Below are 18599 nucleotides of genomic sequence, written 5' to 3'. Positions count from 1 at the left end.
CCCGAGCACATCGCGGCGATCTGCGACTCCAAACCCGAGGTCTTCGCCCACAACGTCGAAACCGTGCCCCGGATCTTCAAGCGGATCCGCCCGGCGTTCCGCTACGACCGCTCCCTGGACGTCATCACCCAGGGCCGCAAGCTCGGCATGGTGACCAAGTCCAACCTGATCCTGGGCATGGGCGAGACCCGCGAGGAAATCTCCGAGGCCCTGCGGGACCTGCACGAGGCCGGCTGCGACCTGATCACCATCACCCAGTACCTGCGCCCGTCCGAGCGCCACCTGCCGGTGGACCGCTGGGTCAAGCCGCAGGAATTCGTGGACCTGCAGAACGAAGCGGACGAGATTGGCTTCCTCGGCGTCATGTCCGGACCCCTGGTGCGTTCCTCCTACCGTGCCGGCCGGCTCTGGGCCACCGCGATGCGCAAGAAAGGCTGGGAAATCCCGGCCCAGCTCGCGCACATCGAAAGCTCCGGCAGCACCCGCCAGGAAGCCAGCTCGCTGCTCGCGGCACATTCCTGAACCCTGCTCTAACACCCTTCCACATCAGGGCCGGCACCGAATGACTTCGGTGCCGGCCCTTGGCCGTCCATCACGTAGAATTAAGGGACTATGGCGAATTCCCCTGATCCCAGCAACTCCAGCCCGGCTTCCGAAGCTCCGAAGCGCGGTCTTTTCTCCCGTAAGCCCAAGGAAGCAAAGGCCAAGAAGCCGAGCCGGCTGAAGCAGATCGGCGAGGTCTTCCAGATGACCCGCCGCCACGATCCCATGGTTCCGTGGCTCATGTTGCTGGCCTTCCTGGGTGTTGTCGCGCTCAGCCTCCTGGTAGGTTTCCTGCTCGACAACTGGATCACCGGCCTGATCATCGGCATCGCCTTGGGTGCCCTTGCGGCCACGCTGATCCTGTCCCGCCGTGCCGAGCGCGCCGCGTTCGCACAGATCGAGGGCCAGCCGGGCGCCTCAGGTGCCGCGCTGGGCACGCTCAAGCGCGGCTGGATCACTGAGGACCAGCCCGTCGCCGTGAACCCCCGCACGCAGGACGCCGTCTTCCGCGCCATCGGCCGTCCCGGCGTCGTGCTCGTCAGCGAGGGTCCCAGCAACCGGGTCAAGCCGCTGGTCGACGCCGAGCGCAAGCGTCTTGGACGCATCCTGCCCAACGTCACCATCCACGTGATCGAAAGCGGCCGCGGCGAAGGCCAGGTCCCGCTCAGCCAGATCGCCAAGAAGATGAACAAGCTCAAGGGCGAACTGACCAAGACCGAGGTCAGCGCCGTGTCCAAGCGCATTTCCTCACTTGGCGGCCGCCTGCCCATCCCGAAGGGCATCGATCCCTACAAGGCGCGCCCGACCCGCGGACGCTAAGCCGCGACGGCAGCACCGCCCCACGCATTACTGAATCGCCCCGGTTCACGGCCACCTCAGGCCGCCAGCCGGGGCGTTTCTCTTACCCCCGACGTCGGTCCACACGGACGCAGGAACTCTGGAGACACGCATGAAATTACCCTCGACCGCCCTCATGATCCGCATCTTCCGGGGGCTGGCGATCGCCGAAGCGTTCAGCTGGGCCGCGCTGCTGCTGGGCATGGTGCTCAAATGGGTCACCCGGACGACGGAACTCGGCGTGGAGATTGCCGGGCCGATCCACGGCGCGTTCTTCATCGGCTACGCAGTCGCGGCGTTGAGCCTGTGGCCGAAGCTGCGCTGGCCGTTCCGGGTTGCCTTGCTCTCAGGGCTCTCCGCCGTCGTCCCCTTCGCGACCGTCTGGTTTGAGCGCTGGGCCGGGCGACGCGGCTATCTGGCGGTGCAGGCCGGAGAGGCTGCTCCGACGCCGGCCCAGGAGCCAGCGGGGGTCTAGTTCCACCCCGGGCCGCGGGTTCTGTGCGCCGGGGCAACATCGCTGCGTCCATCTGACGCAGATGGCCGCAATGCGGGAACGTTTGCGGCCATTCGTGACAAACGGACGAGACACGTGGAGGTCGAGCGGCCATTGGTGGCAAGCGGACGAGGGGCCGCCGGGCCTGGCAACGTCGCTGCGCCCGCCTGACGCACATGGCCGCCATGCGGGAAGGTTAGCGGCCATTCGTGGCAAACGGACGAGGAACCGCCGCGCCCTGGCAGCCTGGCACCGCCGTCGGACACGGGAAGGGGCTACATCCGGACGAGCATGGTATTTACGGCCTTGTCGTGGAGGCCGCGCTGGTCCGGGTCGAAGATGACGGCAGGGATGACGAGGCACAGCAGAAGTGTGCGCACCAGGGCCGGGATCGGACCCGCCGGGCCGCCGCCCAGCCGGACCACGTGGATCCCCACGATCCGGTGGCCGATGCTGTAACCGAGGGTGCCGATCAGCAGGATCTGCTCGATGGCAAACACGGCAAGCGTGGCCCAGGAATCGCCGGCGAAGGCGAAATTGCTGATCAACAGCGCGATGCCCCAGTCAATGCAGATCGCCAGGATGCGCCGGCCGGCGCGGGCGATCGAACCCGACCCGGTGTCGGGCAGTCCGAGGCGCTCCCCCGGGTACCTGGAGATGCCGGATGTGTCCGGCCCGCTGAGCCATGAACCGATGTCTTTGCGATCAACCACCCTCCAAGCTTATCGGCTCTGGCCCGTCCACAGTGTGGGCGGTAGTGTGTCACACTGTGGACCAGATAGGCCACAGTGTGGACTGGCGACTAGCGTTTACGTGTCAGGACATTCTGTAACCTCCCCGAAACAATGCGGACACTGCGGGGAAATCCCGTGTCCTTAGGGTGGTAACAGTTGCCAGCGACTGCGAAGCGGGGGAGCTTTTTGCCTTCCCCGCCGCTGGGCTGCGCTGGACAAATGTGCCTGACGGCCAGATTTTTCATATGCGTAAGGAGCATAGATGTTCAAGACTGCGGACGAAGTCCTCAAGTTCATCAAAGACGAAGACATCAAATTCGTCGATATCCGCTTCACCGACCTCCCTGGCGTTCAGCAGCACTTCAACGTGCCCGCCAAGAGCGTTGATGCCGACTTCTTCGTCAACGGCCAGCTTTTCGACGGATCTTCGATCCGCGGCTTCCAGGGCATCGCCGAGTCTGACATGCAGCTCATCCCGGACGTCACGACGGCGTTCATCGACACGTTCCGCATGGAGAAGACCCTTGCGCTGAACTTCTCGATCGTGAACCCGCGTACGGGCGATCCGTACCACCGCGATCCCCGCGGCGTGGCTGAGAAGGCAGAGGCCTACCTCGCTTCCACCGGCATCGCCGACACTGCGTTCTTCGCTCCCGAGGCCGAGTTCTTCGTGTTCGACAACGTCCAGTACCAGTCCTCGCCTCAGGGCAGCTTCTACAAGATTGACTCCGAGGAAGCGCACTGGAACTCCGGCCGTGAGGAAGAGGGCGGAAACCTCGGCTACAAGACTCCGGTCAAGGGCGGTTACTTCCCGGTCTCCCCCACCGACAAGCAGGCCGACCTGCGCGACGCCATGTGTGTTGCCCTGGACGAGGCTGGCCTTGAGGTCGAGCGCAGCCACCACGAAGTCGGCTCCGCCGGCCAGGCTGAAATCAACTACAAGTTCACCACGCTGACCCACGCGGCTGATGACCTGCAGAAGTTCAAGTACGTCATCAAGAACACCGCCGACGCCTGGGGCAAGTCCGTGACCTTCATGCCGAAGCCGGTCTTCGGTGACAACGGCTCGGGCATGCACTGCCACCAGTCGCTGTGGACCGGTGGCGAGCCGCTGTTCTATGACGAGAAGGGCTACGCCGGCCTGTCCGACACCGCCCGCTGGTACATCGGCGGCCTGCTGAAGCACTCCTCCGCCGTCCTGGCCTTCACCAACCCGACGGTGAACTCCTACCGCCGCCTGGTCAAGGGCTTCGAAGCCCCGGTCAACATGGTCTACTCGCAGGGCAACCGCTCGGCCGGTATCCGTATCCCGATCACGGGCTCCAACCCGAAGGCCAAGCGCATCGAGTTCCGCGCTCCGGACCCCTCCTCCAACCCGTACCTGGCATTCGCCGCCCAGCTGATGGCCGGCATCGACGGTATCCGCAACCGGATCGAACCGCCGGCTCCGATCGACAAGGATCTCTACGAGCTCCCGGCCGAAGAAGCCAAGGACATCCCCAAGGCTCCGGGCACCCTCGAGGAGGCCCTGGATGCACTGGCCGAGGACAACGAGTTCCTGCAGGCCGGCGGCGTCTTCACCCAGGATCTGATCGACACCTGGATCGAGTACAAGTACGAGAACGAGATCCGCCCGCTCTCGCTGCGCCCGAACCCGTACGAGTTCGAGCTCTACTACGGCGTCTAGTTAGATCACAGGGCTAAACCGGGTTTAGTCCGCAGAGGGTCCGCAGGACTTGGATTCCGAGGATCAAGAGGGAGGTGGCCACCGGCACGACGCCGGCGGCACCTCCCTTTTTGTATCCCGTGTGGCCGGCGTTACCTTGGACCCGCGTTGGACCGCTGGTGGGCTTCACGTTCGCAGACCCTTGACGGCCTAAAGCATTGCCTTCGGTGCTCCCCACTCTGTTCACTGGCAGAGGCGGTCGAGGGTTTCCTGGGCGGCCGATTGCATCTGCGTCTGGAGCAGGTCGACGCGGCGTGCAGTCGCCGGGTCCTGCCACTGCAGCGGGGCGTGCGCCATGGTCATCGTGATCTGGCTGCCGCCGTCGGCGCTCGTGATGGAAATACTCGTATAGCCGAATGCGTACCCTCCATGGCCGTAGCGGAAGTCGCCGGAACATGCGTCAGGAAACCGCTCTAGACCGAGCCCGTAGTCCCAGAATTCGGTCTTCTTCTTCATTTCCTCAAGCATGGCGGGGGAAAGGAGCTGGCCGCGGAGGAGGGCCCGGTAGAAGTTGTTGAGGTCCTGCGTGGTGGAGATGACGCCGCCTGCGGGGGAGCCGACAAAAGCCTCGGGCTGGGTGACATCGACCCGTTCGCCGCCATCCATGATGTAGGCGTGGATGTTGTCCGGAGACCCGCGGTCCGGTTCGGCCAGCGACGTGTGCTGAAGTCCCAGAGGTCCGAAGATGTCTTGATTGAGCACGTCGGCGAGGGGCCGTCCGCGCAGCTTTTCGATCAGCTGGCCGAGAGCCAGGTAATTGGAGTTCGAGTAAGCAAAGCGGTCCACATTCTTGGACTCCCAGGGAAGCGTGGCGGCTAGTTCGAGTCCTCGTTGCATGCTGAGCCGTGTGTTCGCAACCTGCCTCAGTGGTCCCGCCGCGTATTCTGAATCTCCGAAATCGGGCATGCCGGAGTTGTGGTTCAGCAACTGGCGGACGGTGATCGGTCCGGGCGGCCGCAGCGTGGTTCGGAAGCTCTCCAGGACACCGTTCACCGGGTCATCGAGCCCGATAAGTCCCTGGTCGACGAGTTTCAAGACCGAGACGGCGACCATCGACTTCGTAATGCTGGCAACGGATACCCGGTCCTGGGGCTGAGCCGGGTCCTTGCTATCCAGGCTTCGCACCCCGTAGGCCTTGGACCAATCGCCGCCCGGCCATCGCACTTGAACAACTAAGGACGTCGCCCCGCCATCCATGAAGTGTTGGACCCTGCGTTCCAGAGAATCCGTCGCTGCCTGGGTCGCGAAGACGCTCGACGGAGCAGGACCGGGAGGGGCCCCCACGCAACCGCTCGCAGCGAGAACCAAAGCCGCGGAGAAAGCTGCGGCACCGAGCGGACAAAAACGCGTCCGCCACCAAGCAGCCATGGCACCCATGACATCGTTTTACGCTCAAACGTGTCCAGCGGATAGGCCGGGCCCGTAAAGTCCCTCCGCAGCCAGGGCGCTGACTATTGGAAAGAGCACCCTCCTCCCGCCTAGAGCAGCAGCGGAGTCTCGACGCCCCGTGACCATGAAACTCAGCACCCAGCGCCGATCGTAGCTATACGTTCCCCAATCGGACTCTCTCCAGCCCAATTCCCAAGGTTGTGCAGTCGACTTCGGAAACTGACACACACCCATACGGATGCTGGGATCCCAATTTCGCGCATACACCGCCCGCAAAAGAGCCCCGCGGGGTGGCCTAACCGCTACGGTTGCAGCCATGACTGCGCACAACGAGAACCGAGAAATCAATCCTCGCCAAACCTGGGACGGCGCTGGCGTCAACGCAAGGTGGCGCCAGCGCCGACGTGATCTGCCGGTCAGAATCCCCGGTACATGATGCGCTGCGGGCCGGCGTCGCCGCCTTCGTAGCGGCCGCGGTCCTCGAATCCGGCCTTGCGGTAGGCGGCCACCCCGCCGGGGTTCAGTTCGTTGACGGAGAGCACGACGCCGGCCTGGCCGCTGCCCAGGCCCGCCGTCAGTTTGGCCGCCTCCCGCAATGCGGCCTCTGCGGCGAGGGTGCCGAGGCCCTTGCCCTGCTGGCGCCGGTCGATCAGGAAGCCCCGAAGGAGCCAGGCGGAGTCGTCGTCGGGCCAGCCTGCCAGGGTCGCCGCTCCGGCCTGGAGCGTCAGCACGCCGACGGCAGTCCCGTTCTCATCCACGGCGAACGGGTGACGGGACTCTTCTTCGAGCCCGATCAGCATCATCCGCAGCGGTTGGCCCACGAACTTCTGCTGCCCCTCGCCGAGCTCCAGCAGCGCAATCTCCCCAAGCTTGATGGCCCGGGCGTCGTCGTCGAGGTTCTTCAAAGGTAGCAGCCATACATGTCCAGACATGTAGACAGCGTACCCGCGCGGGCGGCGTCCGCCGCCTACAGGAAAGCGGCTACAGCGCAGCGTCCTTCGGTGGTCCGGCCGGATCCATCCAGAAGACTTCCCAGAGGTGGCCGTCCGGGTCCTGGAAGCTGTGCGTGTACATGAAGCCGTAGTCCTGGGCCTCCTCCGATGCCGTGCCCCCGGAGGTCAGGGCGGTGCGGATGACCTCGTCCACGGCTTCGCGGCTCTCAAGTGAGAAGGACATGATGACCTCGGCGGTTCCGGCCGTAGCGGCGACGGACTTCGAGGTGAAGGTCTTGAAGTAGGTCTCGACGAGCAGCATTACGTACGCGCCGTCGTTGACGATCATGCAGGTGGCGTTCTCATCGGTGAAGTCGGGGTTGAAGGAGAATCCCAGCGCCGTGAAGAACTCAACGGTCTTATCGAGATTCCGGACGGGAAGGTTCACAAAAAGTTGCCTGGCCATTGGCCCAAGGTAGCACCGCCCCGCGGCATGTGTCAGTAGGACATGTCAGTAGCCGGCAGGCCGCCGTCGGGCGCTATTGGCCGTAGAAGACCCGCTCGAAAACTGCCCGGGCGCGCCGGCTCAACCGGAGGTAGTCTTCCTCCAGCTCCGCGGCGTTGCCCTGTCCATAGCCGCACCAGCGGGCCACCGCCTCAAGGTCGCGGCGGGAAGAGGGCAGCAGGTCCGAGGCCCGGCCGGTCCAGATGACGTTGGCCGAACGGATCCGGCTCGCCAGCCGCCAGGCCCGGAGCAGGATGACCGTGTCCCCCGCGTCCACCAGGTCCAGGGCCGCGGCCGCCTCGAGCGCCTCCACGGTGGAAGTGGTCCGCAGCTCCGGGTGCCTGCCGGCGTGCCGGAGCTGGAGCAGCTGGGCCAGCCATTCGACGTCGCTCAGCCCGCCCCGGCCAAGCTTCAGGTGCCGGGCGGGATCGGCGCCGCGCGGCAGGCGCTCCGCCTCGACCCTGGCCTTGACCCGCCGGACCTCCCGCACGTCCTGGTCGGACAATGACTCCGGGTACCGGATGGAATCGATCAGCGCCACAAAATCCTCGGCCAGGGCATCGTCGCCGGCCATTGGGCGCGCCCGCAGCAGCGCCTGGGCCTCCCAGACGAGGGACCACCGGCGGTAGTACTCGGCATAGGACGCCAGGGACCGCACCATCGGCCCGCTCTTGCCCTCGGGGCGCAGGTCCGCGTCCACCGCCAGCACTCGTTCGGCCAGGATCGCCGGTTTGAGCGGCTGCGTCAGCAGGCTGGAGAGCTTGCCCACGATCTGCAAGGCCTGCGCCTGGGCCTCCTCTTCCGGCACGCCGGGGAGTCCGCGGTGGACGTACATGACGTCGGCGTCGGAGCCGTAGCCGATCTCCCGGCCGCCCTGACGGCCCATCGCGACCACCAGCACGTGCGTCTTCAGTGGTTCCTCGGCGGTGATGATGGTCTCCGCCACGCGCAGCGCCCCCAGGACGGCGGCCCGGTCCGTGTCGGCGAGGGCTGCCCCCACCTGGTCCTGGTCAAGCAGCCCCTCACTGTCCGCAATGGCGATCCGCAGGATTTCCCGGCGCCGGATCAGCCGGATCAACCGCATCGCGCTCTCCGGGTCTGCGTGCCGGGACATCTTCGAGGTGATTTCAAGCCACTGGGATTCGAAGCTCAGCGGCACCAGGTCCTTGTCCGTGCCCAGCCACGCCACTGATTCGGGCGAAACCTCCAGCAGGTCCGCGATCAGCCGGGAGTTGGCCAGCACGTGGCAGAGCCGCTCGGCCGCGGCGGTGGAATCCCGCAGCATGCCCAGGTACCAGTGCGTCGTGCCGAGGGCCTCGCTGACGCGCCGGAAGGCGAGCAGCCCGGCGTCGGGGTCCACGCCGTCGGCGAGCCAGTCCAGCAGGATGGGCAGGAGCTGGCGCTGGAGGGCGGCGCGCCGGCTCACGCCGGCGGTGAGGGCCTCGATGTGCCGCATGGCGCCGGGGGGATCGAGGTAGCCGAGGGCGGCGAGGCGGCCCTGGGCGGCTTCCGGGGTCAGGCGTGCCTCTTCGCTGCTCAGGGTGGCGACGGTATTGAGCAGGGGGCGATAGAAAATGCGTTCGTGGAGTTCCCGCACGGACCGCTTGGTTTTTCGCCAGGCGGCGACCAGGGCGTCCGGCTTGGGCCGCTCGGCGGAGAAGGGTCCCAGGACGGCCTTGGCGAGGGACCGCAACGATGCCTCGTTGACCGGCATCAGGTGCGTCCGGCGCAGCTGGAAGAGCTGGATCCGGTGTTCGAGCAGCCGCAGGTAGCGGTAGTCGCGGTCGAACTCCGCGGCGTCGGAGCGGCCTATATACCCGCCGGCGGACAGCGCGGCGATGGCCGAGGTGGTGTCCCGGCAGCGCAACGATTCATCGGACTTGCCGTGCACGAGCTGCAGCAGCTGGACGGTGAATTCGACGTCGCGCAGTCCTCCGCGGCCCAGCTTGATCTGCCGCTGCTCCTCATCGGCTGGAATGTGCTCAGTGACGCGGCGGCGCATGCCGCGGACGGATTCGACAAAGCCCTCCCGGCCGGCCGAGGACCAGATCAAGGGCGTCACGGCTGCTTCGTAGCGGGCCCCTAGGGCGGTGTCGCCGGCGATGGTGCGGGCCTTCAGGAGGGCCTGGAATTCCCAGCTCTCGGCCCAGCGCGCGTAATAGCTCTCGTGCGAGGCGAGGGTCCGGACCAGTGGCCCCGACTTTCCCTCGGGCCGGAGGTTCGCATCTACTTCCCACAGCCCGGGTTCGCGGCTCGTGGACATGATCGCCCGCGAGATCCCGGAAGCCAGGACGGTGCCGATGGTGGTGGCCCGGGTGTCCTCAAGCGCGCCCGGATCGATCACATAGATGACGTCGACGTCGGAAATGTAGTTCAGTTCGCGGGCGCCGCATTTGCCCATGCCGATTACGGCGAGGCCGACGTCGGCCACCTCCGCGGCGTCGAACTTTTCCGCCGCCTCGGCCCGGGATACGGCGAGGGCCGCTTCGAGGGCGGCGCCGGCGAGATCTGCCAGTTCGGCGCCCGCAGCCGGCATGAAGTCCAGCGGATCGGCCGCGCACAGGTCCTTGATGGCGAGCTCCACGAGCCCGCGCCGGTAGGCGGTGCGCAGGGCCGCGTAGGCTTCCTGTCCACTGAGGGCAGCCACCGGCCGGGCAGACTTGGGATCGGCCCGCACCGACTGCAGAAGCCGGGTCCGCAGGGCCACGGCGTCCGCGGGCAGCGGTTCCGGGCTGACCCGGACGTCGAAGGCGTCGAGGTGTTCGGGGTGGCGGATGAGGAACTCACCGAGCGCCTCGGAGGCCCCCAGGACCCGGTACAGCGGTTCGCTGCTTTCCGGGTCCGCGACGGCAAGCTTGCGCAGTTCCGGGTGCTTCTCGATCAGCCGGACCAGGGACTGCAGGGCCGTGTCCGGGTTCGCCGCCAGCTGCAGCCCCGCGAACAGGGCGTCCTGGTCGAGCCCCTCCAGTTCCCTGGCCGCCAGGAACCGCTCGCCCTTGTCCAGATCACTGAAGCCTGCGGCAATGAGGCGTCGTGCCAGGCTCATTGGGGCAGCCTACAGAATGCCGAGGTTGCGCTGCAGTTCGTAGGGCGTCACCTGGAGACGGTAGTCCTGCCATTCTGCACGCTTGTTGCGCAGGAAGTGCTCGAACACCTGCTCGCCGAGGATCTGCGGCATGAGTTCGGAATCCTCCATGGTCCGGATCGCGTCGTGCAGGCTCGCAGGCAGCGGGTCGTGTCCCATAGCGCGGCGTTCTGCCGAGCTCAGCGACCAGATGTCGTCCTCGGCCGCCGCGGGAAGCTGGTAGCCCTCCTCGATGCCCTTGAGGCCGGCACCGAGGAGCACAGCGTAGGCCAGGTAGGGGTTGGCGGCGGAGTCGATGCCACGGTATTCGATCCGCGCGGACTGGCCCTTGCCGGGCTTGTACAGCGGCACGCGTACCAGCGCGGAGCGGTTGTTGTGGCCCCAGCTGAGGTAGCTTGGCGCCTCTCCCCCGCCCCATAGCCGCTTGTAGGAGTTCACGAACTGGTTGGTCACGGCCGTGAATTCGGGGGCGTGCTTGAGGATGCCGGCAATGAACTGGCGCGCCGTCTCGGAAAGCTGGAACTCGGAACCGGCCTCGTAGAAGGCGTTGGTGTCCCCTTCAAACAGGGAGAAGTGCGTGTGCATGCCGGAGCCCGGGTGGGCGGTGAAGGGCTTGGGCATGAAGGTGGCATACGTGCCCTGCTGCAGCGCGACTTCTTTGATGACCGTGCGGAACGTCATGATGTTATCCGCGGTCTGGAGCGCGTCCGCGTAGCGCAGGTCGATTTCGTTCTGGCCTGGGCCTGCCTCGTGGTGGCTGAATTCCACGGAGATGCCGACCGATTCGAGCATGGTCACGGCGGTCCGGCGGAAGTCCTGGGCCACGCCGCCCGGGACGTGGTCGAAGTAGCCGCCCTCGTCCACGGGGATGGGTGATCCGTCGGGGCCCGGCTGCTGGGACTTGAGCAGGTAGAACTCGATCTCGGGGTGCGTGTAGCAGGTGAAGCCCATGTCCGCGGCCTTGGCCAGGGTGCGCTTGAGGACGTTGCGCGGGTCCGCGGCGGAGGGTTCGCCGTCGGGCGTCAGGATGTCGCAGAACATCCGCGACGTGGCCTCGGTCTCGCCGCGCCACGGCAGGATCTGGAACGTGGCCGGATCCGGCTGGGCGAGCATGTCGGATTCAAAGACGCGGGCCAGGCCCTCGATCGAGGACCCGTCGAATCCGAGCCCTTCCTCGAAGGCGCCTTCCACCTCGGCCGGAGCCAGGGCAACGGACTTGAGCGATCCGACGACGTCGGTGAACCACAGGCGCACAAACCGCACGTCGCGCTCTTCGATCGTCCGCAGGACAAACTCTTGCTGGCGGTCCATACTGGCCTCTTTCCGGTTCTTCCGTCCGCCCCAGGCCCGGCATTCATGGGCCCCGCGGCTACTCACGGTTCACTTTACTAAGCATTGGCACCGATTGCTGAAGCCGGACCCCGGTGTAACACGCCGTTAACACAAAGGCGGACGAATTCGCTGCATGCGGCGGCATTCCGCGGACGCACGGGCCGCCTGTGTGACGTGATTCACTGCAAACCGGGGCGCCCCCCGGTAGCTGCGGCACTTCGTCTCGCACTACGCTCGTGGCATGGCCTCAAGTAACAGTTCCGATTCCAGCACGCCCGCAGAACTTGCGGCCCCCTACGGCAGCGGCCCGGCAGCGGCTTCAGCGGCCGCCCCTTCCGGTACGTCGGCGGCAACCACAGCCGGCGGCACCGGCGGGTCCGCCGCCGGGAGCACCGGTGGAACTGCGGAGGCGTCCCGGAAACCGGCGGCCAGGATCCGCACGCATCATCTCCAGGCCGCCAAGGTCAACGGTGAGCGCTTCGCCATGCTCACCGCCTATGACCAGTACACCGCAGAGATCTTTGACCAGGCAGGCATCGAGGTGCTCCTGGTGGGCGATTCGGCCTCCAATAACGTCTTTGGCAACGAGACCAGCCTTCCCGTGACGGTGGACGAGCTCCTTCCGCTGTGCCGGGCCGTCGCCCGCTCCGCGCGGCGGGCCCTGGTGGTCGCTGACCTGCCGTTCGGCAGCTACGAGGTCTCCGCCCAGCAGGCGGTTGCCACCGGCGTCCGGTTCCTGAAAGAGGGCCTGGCCCATGCCGTCAAGATTGAAGGCGGAAAGTTCTACGCCGAGACCGTCCGCGCCATGGTCCAGGCCGGCATCCCCGTCATGGCGCACATCGGCTTCACCCCGCAGAGCGAGCACTCCCTCGGCGGCTACCGCGTCCAGGGCCGCGGCGATGACGCCCAGCGGTTGATCGACGACGCCGTCGCGCTGGCCGAGGCCGGCGCGTTCAGCGTGCTCATGGAAATGGTCCCGGCCGCCACGGCCGCCGCCGTGGATGCCGCCGTCGACGTCCCCACGGTGGGCATCGGCGCCGGCAGCGCCACGACCGGACAGGTCCTGGTGTGGCAGGACATGGCGGGCCTGCGCGGCGGAAAGATGGCGAAATTCGTCAAACAGTACGCCGACCTGCGCACGTCCCTCAGTGACGCCGCCAAAGCCTACGGCGACGATGTGCGCTCTGGCCAGTTCCCCGGCCCGGAACACTCCTTCTAGTTCCGCGCCTTCGACGTGACGCTTCGCCCACCGCTCCTACGGAGGGGAGGGCGCCGGGGCAACTCTGCCGGGCCACGGGGCGTTCGGTACTCGTGTGCAGACCCTGAACTGGGCCGACACCTCATCCTTCACGGGGGATGCGTTGCGCCGCCCGTCCGGGCAGGCTGACCGTTAAGGTCTGCTTCAGGCCTCAAGATGTTCCGCCGGCCCGGACGGTTTCATGCGCGAAGCGCTGGGTCAGGCTCCGGCGGACACAAGTGGAGGAGTATCGATGGACACGAATAGCTTCTGGGACGTCCTGCTGTGGAGTTTCTGGTTCTTCATCTGGATCGCTGCGCTGATGGTGTGGTTCCGCTGCCTGATGGACTTGTTCAGCGACCACGAGCTCAGCGGCTGGGCCAAGGCTGGTTGGGTTATCCTGCTGATCTTCGTTCCCTGGCTCGGCGCCCTCATCTACCTGATCGCCCGGGGCCGCAGCATGGCTGATCGTCAGATGAAGGCATTGGCCCAGCAGCAGGCTGCCCAGCAGGAGTACATCAAGCAGGCTGCAGGCTCGACGTCCAGTCCCGCCGCCCAGATCGCCGATGCCAGGGCGCTGCTCGATTCCGGAGCCATCAACCAGACCGAGTTTGATTCCCTTAAGGCAAAGGCCTTGGCCTGACGCGACAACCGCTTGCGCCGGGCATGAGAATTACCTGGCTTGGTCACTCCTCGGTGGTTCTGGATCTTGACGGGGTTCGGGTCCTGACCGATCCGCTGCTCAGTGCCCATGCCGGGCTGTTGCGGCGCCTGGCTCCACGGCCGGACCCGGCGTCGTGGAGCCGACCGGACGTGGTGCTGCTCTCCCATCTGCACCACGACCACGCCGAGGTGCGCTCCCTGCGTATGCTGCGCGGGGCAGCGCTGATGAGCGCACCGGCGAACGTTGCCTGGTTGCGTCGACGAAAGCTGACGCACACAGTTTCCTTGGGTGACGGCTGGACCCCGGTAGGCAGCGGGGTCCAGATTCGCCAGGTGCCAGCCGAGCATCGAAGCCGCCCTATGCCGCACCGTCCCAACGACGCCAACGGCCAGCTCGTTCGGGGCCCTTCGGGCGTCGTGTGGATCGCCGGTGACACGGAGTTGTTTCCGGAGATGGCCGCGCTCCCCGCGATGGCAGGAGGGCCGATCGATGTCGCCCTGGTGCCGGTGTGGGGGTGGGGGCCGAGGCTCTCGGCGGGACACCTGAATCCGGAGACGGCCGCCCGGGCTGTCGCGATGAGCGGTGCGCGGTTCGCCCTGCCCGTGCACTGGGGGACGCTGCACCCTCCGTTCGTCACCTACTTTGCCCGGAGCTGGCTCGAGCGGCCCGGGCACCGGTTTGCCGACGCCGTGGCGGATCAGGCTCCTGGCTGCACGGCAGTCATCCTCGCTCCCGGCCAGTCATGGCTGGCGCCCGTGTAAGCCGCTCAATCACGGGACGCCGTGGTGGCGCGCTGGCCGCAGGACTCGAGCATCGCCACCAGCACCTGGTGGAGTTCTCCGGCACCTTCGATCCGCTCGGGCAGCCCCGCCATGAGATCGACCGGGCCGATCAGCACGGCGCGGTCCTGCCAACCACCCAGGCCCCCGTGGGATCCCACGAGGCCTTCGAACGCTGCGACGTCGCCGGTCACGGGATCCACCGTGCTGTTGACGTAAAGGTCCGGCGCCTCGGGGTGCATCAACGCACGCTTCAGCACCCGCGCCGCATGGGACCCGAAGCCGGCCAGCGGGTCGGTGCCCTCCACCGCCCCGCTGCTGATGTTGAGGCGCCCACCGCTCCCGATCGCCCACGCTTGGCCGTCGTCATCGATGCCGGCAACGAACCCGACGCCGGGATGACCCGCCAGCCCGGGGATCAAGGCCGGCCACTGGCTCTCGAGGACTTGGAGCGTCAAGCGCCGGTCCCCCCGCAGGTACACCAGGCCCAGGTTGCCGGAGCCCAACACGACCACCGGATCCTCGGCGGCGTCGCCCGGAGCCGGCGTCGCTTGTGCCTTGGTCAGCACCTCATCGGCACGGCCGGCGAGTTTCCCGGTCAACCCGCCAGAGGCGACGTCGCCGGCGATGGAGTCCGCGCGCCCGAGCCCCTCGACGGATGCGTCCACGTTCTGAACGTGTTCCTGCATCAGTTCCGCACACAGATCGCCGAGCGTCTGGTCATACCTGTCCGCGAACGGGGTGCCCTGGGACTGGCCGTGGTCCGAGAGCACCACCAGCCGGTAGCGGCGGGGAGCGGTCCCGGCGAGCTCGGCCAGGGCTCCGAGTGTACGGTCCAAGCCATCCAGGGCGGCGAGCGATTCGGGCCGGAACATGCCTGCGTGGTGGGCGATCTCGTCGTAGTCAACGTAGTCGACGTAGATGCTCTTGGTGCCGCGGCGCAGCTCCTCGGCCACCAGGGCCGTGTTCAGGTCTCGCAGGAGACCGTTGGTCACTGCCCGCAGCAGGGCGAAGGTCCAGTCCCGGTGCACACGCGGGTGGAGGTCACGCTTGATCTGCCTCCGGGCCTGCCAACGCTCCTTGAGGATCTCCCCGACGGTCCGCGTGAAGCTGCGCATGAACCCATTCGGCGTGGCAAAAAACCAGGCGAACGCCCGGCGGGTTTGGGTGGAGCCGCGCCGGACCTCCACGCTGCTCATCGTCAAAAACGATCGGGGCGCGTCACCGGTGAACAGGTTCGAGATGGAGACGCCGTCGTCGCAGAGCAGGCCCTGGCCGGTGCTGTGCCGCTCCTCGATCACCCGGGCGTCTGCCGGACGGTTGGCCACCAGGACCCGGTTCAGTTCACGGTCGTACCACCGGAAGGCCGGGATCCCGTCTACGGTGCCGTGCAGAATGCCCATCTGGCTCGCTGGCGTGGTGCAAGGCAGCTGGGGAGTCCATTCACGGAACTGGTACTCCCCCGAGGTCAGCCAGCGCCGGAGGTGGGGTACTGCCCCGGACTGGACTGCCCACTGCAGCACCGGGAAGGGGACACCGTCGAGCTGGACGAATAGGACGCCGTCGACCTCCGGATCGGTCACCGTTTCCTGCCGGCGTGCCCTTCCGGCCAGTGAGGTGATCAGGCCGTCGTCAGTGCCGGCCGTGGTGGCCCACGAGATGAGCGTGCCGACGACGGCACTGACCCAGGTTGCGGCAAGGGCGGTCAATGGCGTCGACTCGATGCCGGGCACCAGGCGGATGGCGACGTACATGATCAGGGCCTGCCCGACCAGGGCGGTCAGCAGCACTGCCAGCCAGCCCACCCTGGCAGAGATCTCCACCAGCGCGGGGCGCAGGACCAGGCCGACGATGCCGGCGGCGGCTGCCACGGCGGCGTAGGACCACCAGCTGGTTGCCGAGAACCCCGGCAGCAGCGCGCCGGTGATAATGAGGGCAACAGTCGAGGCAGCCCAGGCAGCGGCCAGCCTGACGAGGTCGGTGATTCGGGCGCCGCGGGTGCGGGCAACGCGCGTCGGCATTTTCCCAGTATGGCTGGCGGCAACCGGCTGGCACTCACCCTCACGGGGTGAGAATGACGGGCGGAGAAAAATTAGCCGGCGTGCGCGGTGGCCGGTCCGCGATCGCCAGGGGATGCTTTCACGGGCGCGGCAGGCGGGAACGGGCTAGTCGTCCTCGTCCTTGTCCCACGCCTCGTTACGCGCCTTGACCTTTTCCAGGGCGTGTTCGGCTTCCTCACGTGTCTTGTACGGTCCGATCAGCTGGCTCCAGTCGGACATCGCGTCTTCCTCGATCTCGTGGGTGTTGACGTTGTACCAGTATTCGGGCATCGGGGTTCCTTCACTGTTTTCCGGCTGTTTTCCTGCTTTTTTCCGCCGGTTTCCGGATGCATTTTCCGGGTCCTATTTTCCGGGCGGAGCCCGGGGGCTTATATGATCAATCTATGCCTTCTCTAGCCTCAACTGCACCCATCGGCACGCTTGTCCCGGGGACAGTGAGCCCGCAGCGTCCCGTGCCGACGTCCATCCCGCGTCCGGAATATGTGGGCAAGCCGGGTCCTGCAAAGTTCACAGGGTCAGAGGTCAAGTCGGCAGAGACCATCGAAAAGATCCGGATCGCCTCCAAAATCGCCGCCCAGGCCATCGTGGAGGTCGGCAATCACATCGAACCCGGCGTCACTACCGACCAGCTGGACCGGGTGGGCCATGAGTTCCTGCTGGACCACAACGCGTACCCCTCCACCCTCGGATACCGCGGCTTTCCCAAGTCCCTGTGTTCCTCCCTCAATGAGGTCATCTGCCACGGGATCCCGGACAGCACAGTGGTCCAGGACGGCGACATCCTCAATATTGACATCACGGCGTTCGTCGGCGGCGTCCACGGCGATACCAACTACACCTTCCTGGTCGGCGATGTCGACGAGGAATCCCGCCTCCTCGTCGAGCGCACCCGGGAATCGCTGAACCGCGCCATCCGGGCCGTAGCTCCCGGACGCGAAATCAACGTGATCGGCCGGGCCATCGAGTCCTACGCAAAGCGCTTCGGTTACGGCGTGGTCCGTGACTTCACCGGACACGGAGTTGGCGAAGCCTTCCACACCGGGCTGATCATTCCGCACTATGACGCGGCCCCCGCATACAACACCACCATCGAAACCGGTATGGTGTTCACGATCGAGCCAATGCTGACCCTGGGCACCGTTGACTGGGACATGTGGGCCGATGACTGGACGGTCGTGACCCGCGACCGTAGGCGCACCGCCCAGTTCGAGCACACCCTGCTCGTGACGGAGTCCGGTGCTGAGGTCCTGACGCTGCCCTGACCGCCCGCTCCACACGCTATTTCCCGGAACCACCCCGCTCTTTCACCGCCGGCCCTGCCCGGTCACTACCGCCCGCCCCTGCCACGAATGGAACGACATTGGCCAAGAAGGACGAAAAGTCGAAGAAGAACGCCCCCTTGATCGGCATTGACATCGGCGGCACCGGAATCAAGGGCGGGATCGTGGACCTGAAGAAAGGGAAGCTGATCGGTGGCCGCGTGCGCTTCCCGACCCCGCAGCCCTCCACCCCCGAGTCCGTGGCCGAAGTCGTCGCGCAGGTCGTCGCGGAGCTCTCCGCCCGTTCCGAGGCCCCCGACGCCAGCACCCCCGTGGGGGTCACCTTCCCCGGCATCATTCAGCACGGCGTAGTCCACTCGGCCGCGAATGTGGACAAGTCATGGCTGGAAGCCGACATCGATGCCATGCTCACGGCGCGTCTCGGCCGTCCCGTGGAGGTCATCAACGACGCCGACGCCGCCGGACTCGCCGAGGCCCGCTTCGGTGCCGGCGAGGGGATCGACGGCACGGTGCTGGTGATCACCCTGGGCACCGGCATCGGTTCGGCGTTCATCTTCGACGGGAAGCTGGTTCCCAACGCCGAACTCGGGCACCTGGAGATCGACGGCTTCGACGCCGAGACCAAGGCCTCGGCCGTGGCCCGTGAGCGCGAGGGCCTCAGCTGGGAACAGTACAGCGTGCTGCTGCAGCGTTACTTCGCCCACGTGGAGTTCCTGTTCTCCCCCGAACTCTTCATTGTGGGCGGCGGCATTTCCAAGCGCGCCGACGAGTACCTGCCGCACATGAAGCTGCGCACGCCGATCGTCCCGGCCGAACTGAAGAACGACGCCGGGATCGTGGGCGCGGCCATCGAGATTGCCCTGAAGCACAAGCTGGCCAAATAGAGGCCGACTGAGCTGTAAAAACCAATTGAGCTATCACTCCGGGTCGTTTCTGAACGCTGGGAACGACCCGGAGTGATAGCTCAATTTTTTAGTGCGGTGCGGTGCGGTGGGTTGGAGCC

General features: G+C 66.4%; 17 protein-coding genes. 9 read left to right on the top strand and 8 right to left on the bottom strand.

Features of this window, described 5'->3' with window-relative positions; all coding sequences use genetic code 11:
• The 3 genes from AC1DZQ_RS16100 to AC1DZQ_RS16090 form a co-directional block, all read left to right on the top strand.
• The coding region (locus tag AC1DZQ_RS16100) for a lipoyl synthase (protein WP_476964435.1) at positions 1 to 522 on the top strand (522 nt) is incomplete at its 5' end.
• A 90-nt stretch (positions 523 to 612) separates the two neighbouring features.
• The gene (locus tag AC1DZQ_RS16095) at positions 613 to 1362 is read left to right on the top strand and encodes a DUF4191 domain-containing protein (RefSeq protein ID WP_476964434.1); all 750 of its coding nucleotides are present in this window, start codon (positions 613 to 615) and stop codon (positions 1360 to 1362) included.
• 130 nt (positions 1363 to 1492) lie between these two features.
• The gene (locus tag AC1DZQ_RS16090; RefSeq protein ID WP_476964433.1) at positions 1493 to 1855 is read left to right on the top strand and encodes a DUF3817 domain-containing protein; all 363 of its coding nucleotides are present in this window, start codon (positions 1493 to 1495) and stop codon (positions 1853 to 1855) included.
• A gap of 293 nt (positions 1856 to 2148) precedes the next feature.
• On the opposite strand, the gene AC1DZQ_RS16085 is transcribed toward AC1DZQ_RS16090, so the two are convergent.
• On the bottom strand, positions 2149 to 2586 hold the full coding sequence (locus AC1DZQ_RS16085; protein WP_476964432.1) for an RDD family protein: 438 nt from the start codon (positions 2584 to 2586) through the stop codon (positions 2149 to 2151).
• Positions 2587 to 2869: 283 nt separating this feature from the next.
• On the opposite strand from AC1DZQ_RS16085, the gene glnA (AC1DZQ_RS16080) reads away from it, so the two are divergent.
• Entirely contained in the window at positions 2870 to 4294 is a 1425-nt protein-coding gene (gene glnA, locus AC1DZQ_RS16080) for a type I glutamate--ammonia ligase (RefSeq protein ID WP_018772378.1), read from the top strand.
• Positions 4295 to 4516: 222 nt separating this feature from the next.
• On the opposite strand, the gene AC1DZQ_RS16075 is transcribed toward glnA (AC1DZQ_RS16080), so the two are convergent.
• The 5 genes from AC1DZQ_RS16075 to glnA (AC1DZQ_RS16055) all read right to left on the bottom strand — a co-directional run bounded on the left by AC1DZQ_RS16075 (position 4517) and on the right by glnA (AC1DZQ_RS16055) (position 11555).
• Positions 4517 to 5701 (bottom strand): serine hydrolase domain-containing protein, encoded by a 1185-nt coding sequence (locus AC1DZQ_RS16075; protein WP_476964445.1) that lies wholly within the window; start codon positions 5699 to 5701, stop codon positions 4517 to 4519.
• Between the two features lie 437 nt (positions 5702 to 6138).
• A complete protein-coding gene (locus AC1DZQ_RS16070) occupies positions 6139 to 6654 on the bottom strand; it encodes a GNAT family N-acetyltransferase (protein ID WP_476964431.1) in 516 nt (171 codons plus the stop codon).
• Between the two features lie 49 nt (positions 6655 to 6703).
• The gene (locus AC1DZQ_RS16065) at positions 6704 to 7120 is read right to left on the bottom strand and encodes a VOC family protein (protein ID WP_476964430.1); all 417 of its coding nucleotides are present in this window, start codon (positions 7118 to 7120) and stop codon (positions 6704 to 6706) included.
• Positions 7121 to 7193: 73 nt separating this feature from the next.
• A complete protein-coding gene (locus AC1DZQ_RS16060; RefSeq protein ID WP_476964429.1) occupies positions 7194 to 10205 on the bottom strand; it encodes a bifunctional [glutamine synthetase] adenylyltransferase/[glutamine synthetase]-adenylyl-L-tyrosine phosphorylase in 3012 nt (1003 codons plus the stop codon).
• 9 nt (positions 10206 to 10214) lie between these two features.
• Positions 10215 to 11555, bottom strand: coding sequence for a type I glutamate--ammonia ligase (glnA, locus tag AC1DZQ_RS16055; RefSeq protein ID WP_476964428.1), 1341 nt, complete (start codon positions 11553 to 11555; stop codon positions 10215 to 10217).
• Between the two features lie 262 nt (positions 11556 to 11817).
• On the opposite strand from glnA (AC1DZQ_RS16055), the gene panB reads away from it, so the two are divergent.
• From panB to AC1DZQ_RS16040, 3 genes are all read left to right on the top strand, one after another.
• On the top strand, positions 11818 to 12795 hold the full coding sequence (gene panB, locus AC1DZQ_RS16050; protein WP_476964427.1) for a 3-methyl-2-oxobutanoate hydroxymethyltransferase: 978 nt from the start codon (positions 11818 to 11820) through the stop codon (positions 12793 to 12795).
• 271 nt (positions 12796 to 13066) lie between these two features.
• Complete coding sequence (locus AC1DZQ_RS16045) at positions 13067 to 13456, top strand: SHOCT domain-containing protein (RefSeq protein WP_476964426.1); 390 nt, start codon at positions 13067 to 13069, stop codon at positions 13454 to 13456.
• Between the two features lie 23 nt (positions 13457 to 13479).
• Positions 13480 to 14238, top strand: coding sequence for an MBL fold metallo-hydrolase (locus tag AC1DZQ_RS16040; protein ID WP_476964425.1), 759 nt, complete (start codon positions 13480 to 13482; stop codon positions 14236 to 14238).
• 5 nt (positions 14239 to 14243) lie between these two features.
• Here AC1DZQ_RS16040 and AC1DZQ_RS16035 read toward each other — a convergent pair whose 3' ends face one another.
• Both AC1DZQ_RS16035 and AC1DZQ_RS16030 read right to left on the bottom strand, forming a co-directional pair.
• Positions 14244 to 16277 (bottom strand): phage holin family protein, encoded by a 2034-nt coding sequence (locus AC1DZQ_RS16035; protein WP_476964424.1) that lies wholly within the window; start codon positions 16275 to 16277, stop codon positions 14244 to 14246.
• A 144-nt stretch (positions 16278 to 16421) separates the two neighbouring features.
• Complete coding sequence (locus tag AC1DZQ_RS16030) at positions 16422 to 16586, bottom strand: SPOR domain-containing protein (RefSeq protein ID WP_018772367.1); 165 nt, start codon at positions 16584 to 16586, stop codon at positions 16422 to 16424.
• Positions 16587 to 16699: 113 nt separating this feature from the next.
• Between AC1DZQ_RS16030 and map the strand changes: the two genes are divergently transcribed.
• Together map and ppgK are read left to right on the top strand one after the other, a co-directional pair.
• The gene (map, locus tag AC1DZQ_RS16025) at positions 16700 to 17578 is read left to right on the top strand and encodes a type I methionyl aminopeptidase (RefSeq protein WP_476964423.1); all 879 of its coding nucleotides are present in this window, start codon (positions 16700 to 16702) and stop codon (positions 17576 to 17578) included.
• A 98-nt stretch (positions 17579 to 17676) separates the two neighbouring features.
• Complete coding sequence (gene ppgK, locus AC1DZQ_RS16020; RefSeq protein WP_476964422.1) at positions 17677 to 18480, top strand: polyphosphate--glucose phosphotransferase; 804 nt, start codon at positions 17677 to 17679, stop codon at positions 18478 to 18480.
• Positions 18481 to 18599: the final 119 nt, after the last annotated feature.

Source organism: Arthrobacter sp. P1_C12_2 (genome assembly GCF_056406415.1).
Note: the sequence above shows the minus strand (reverse complement) of the source record. Positions and strands in the feature narration are given on the sequence as shown.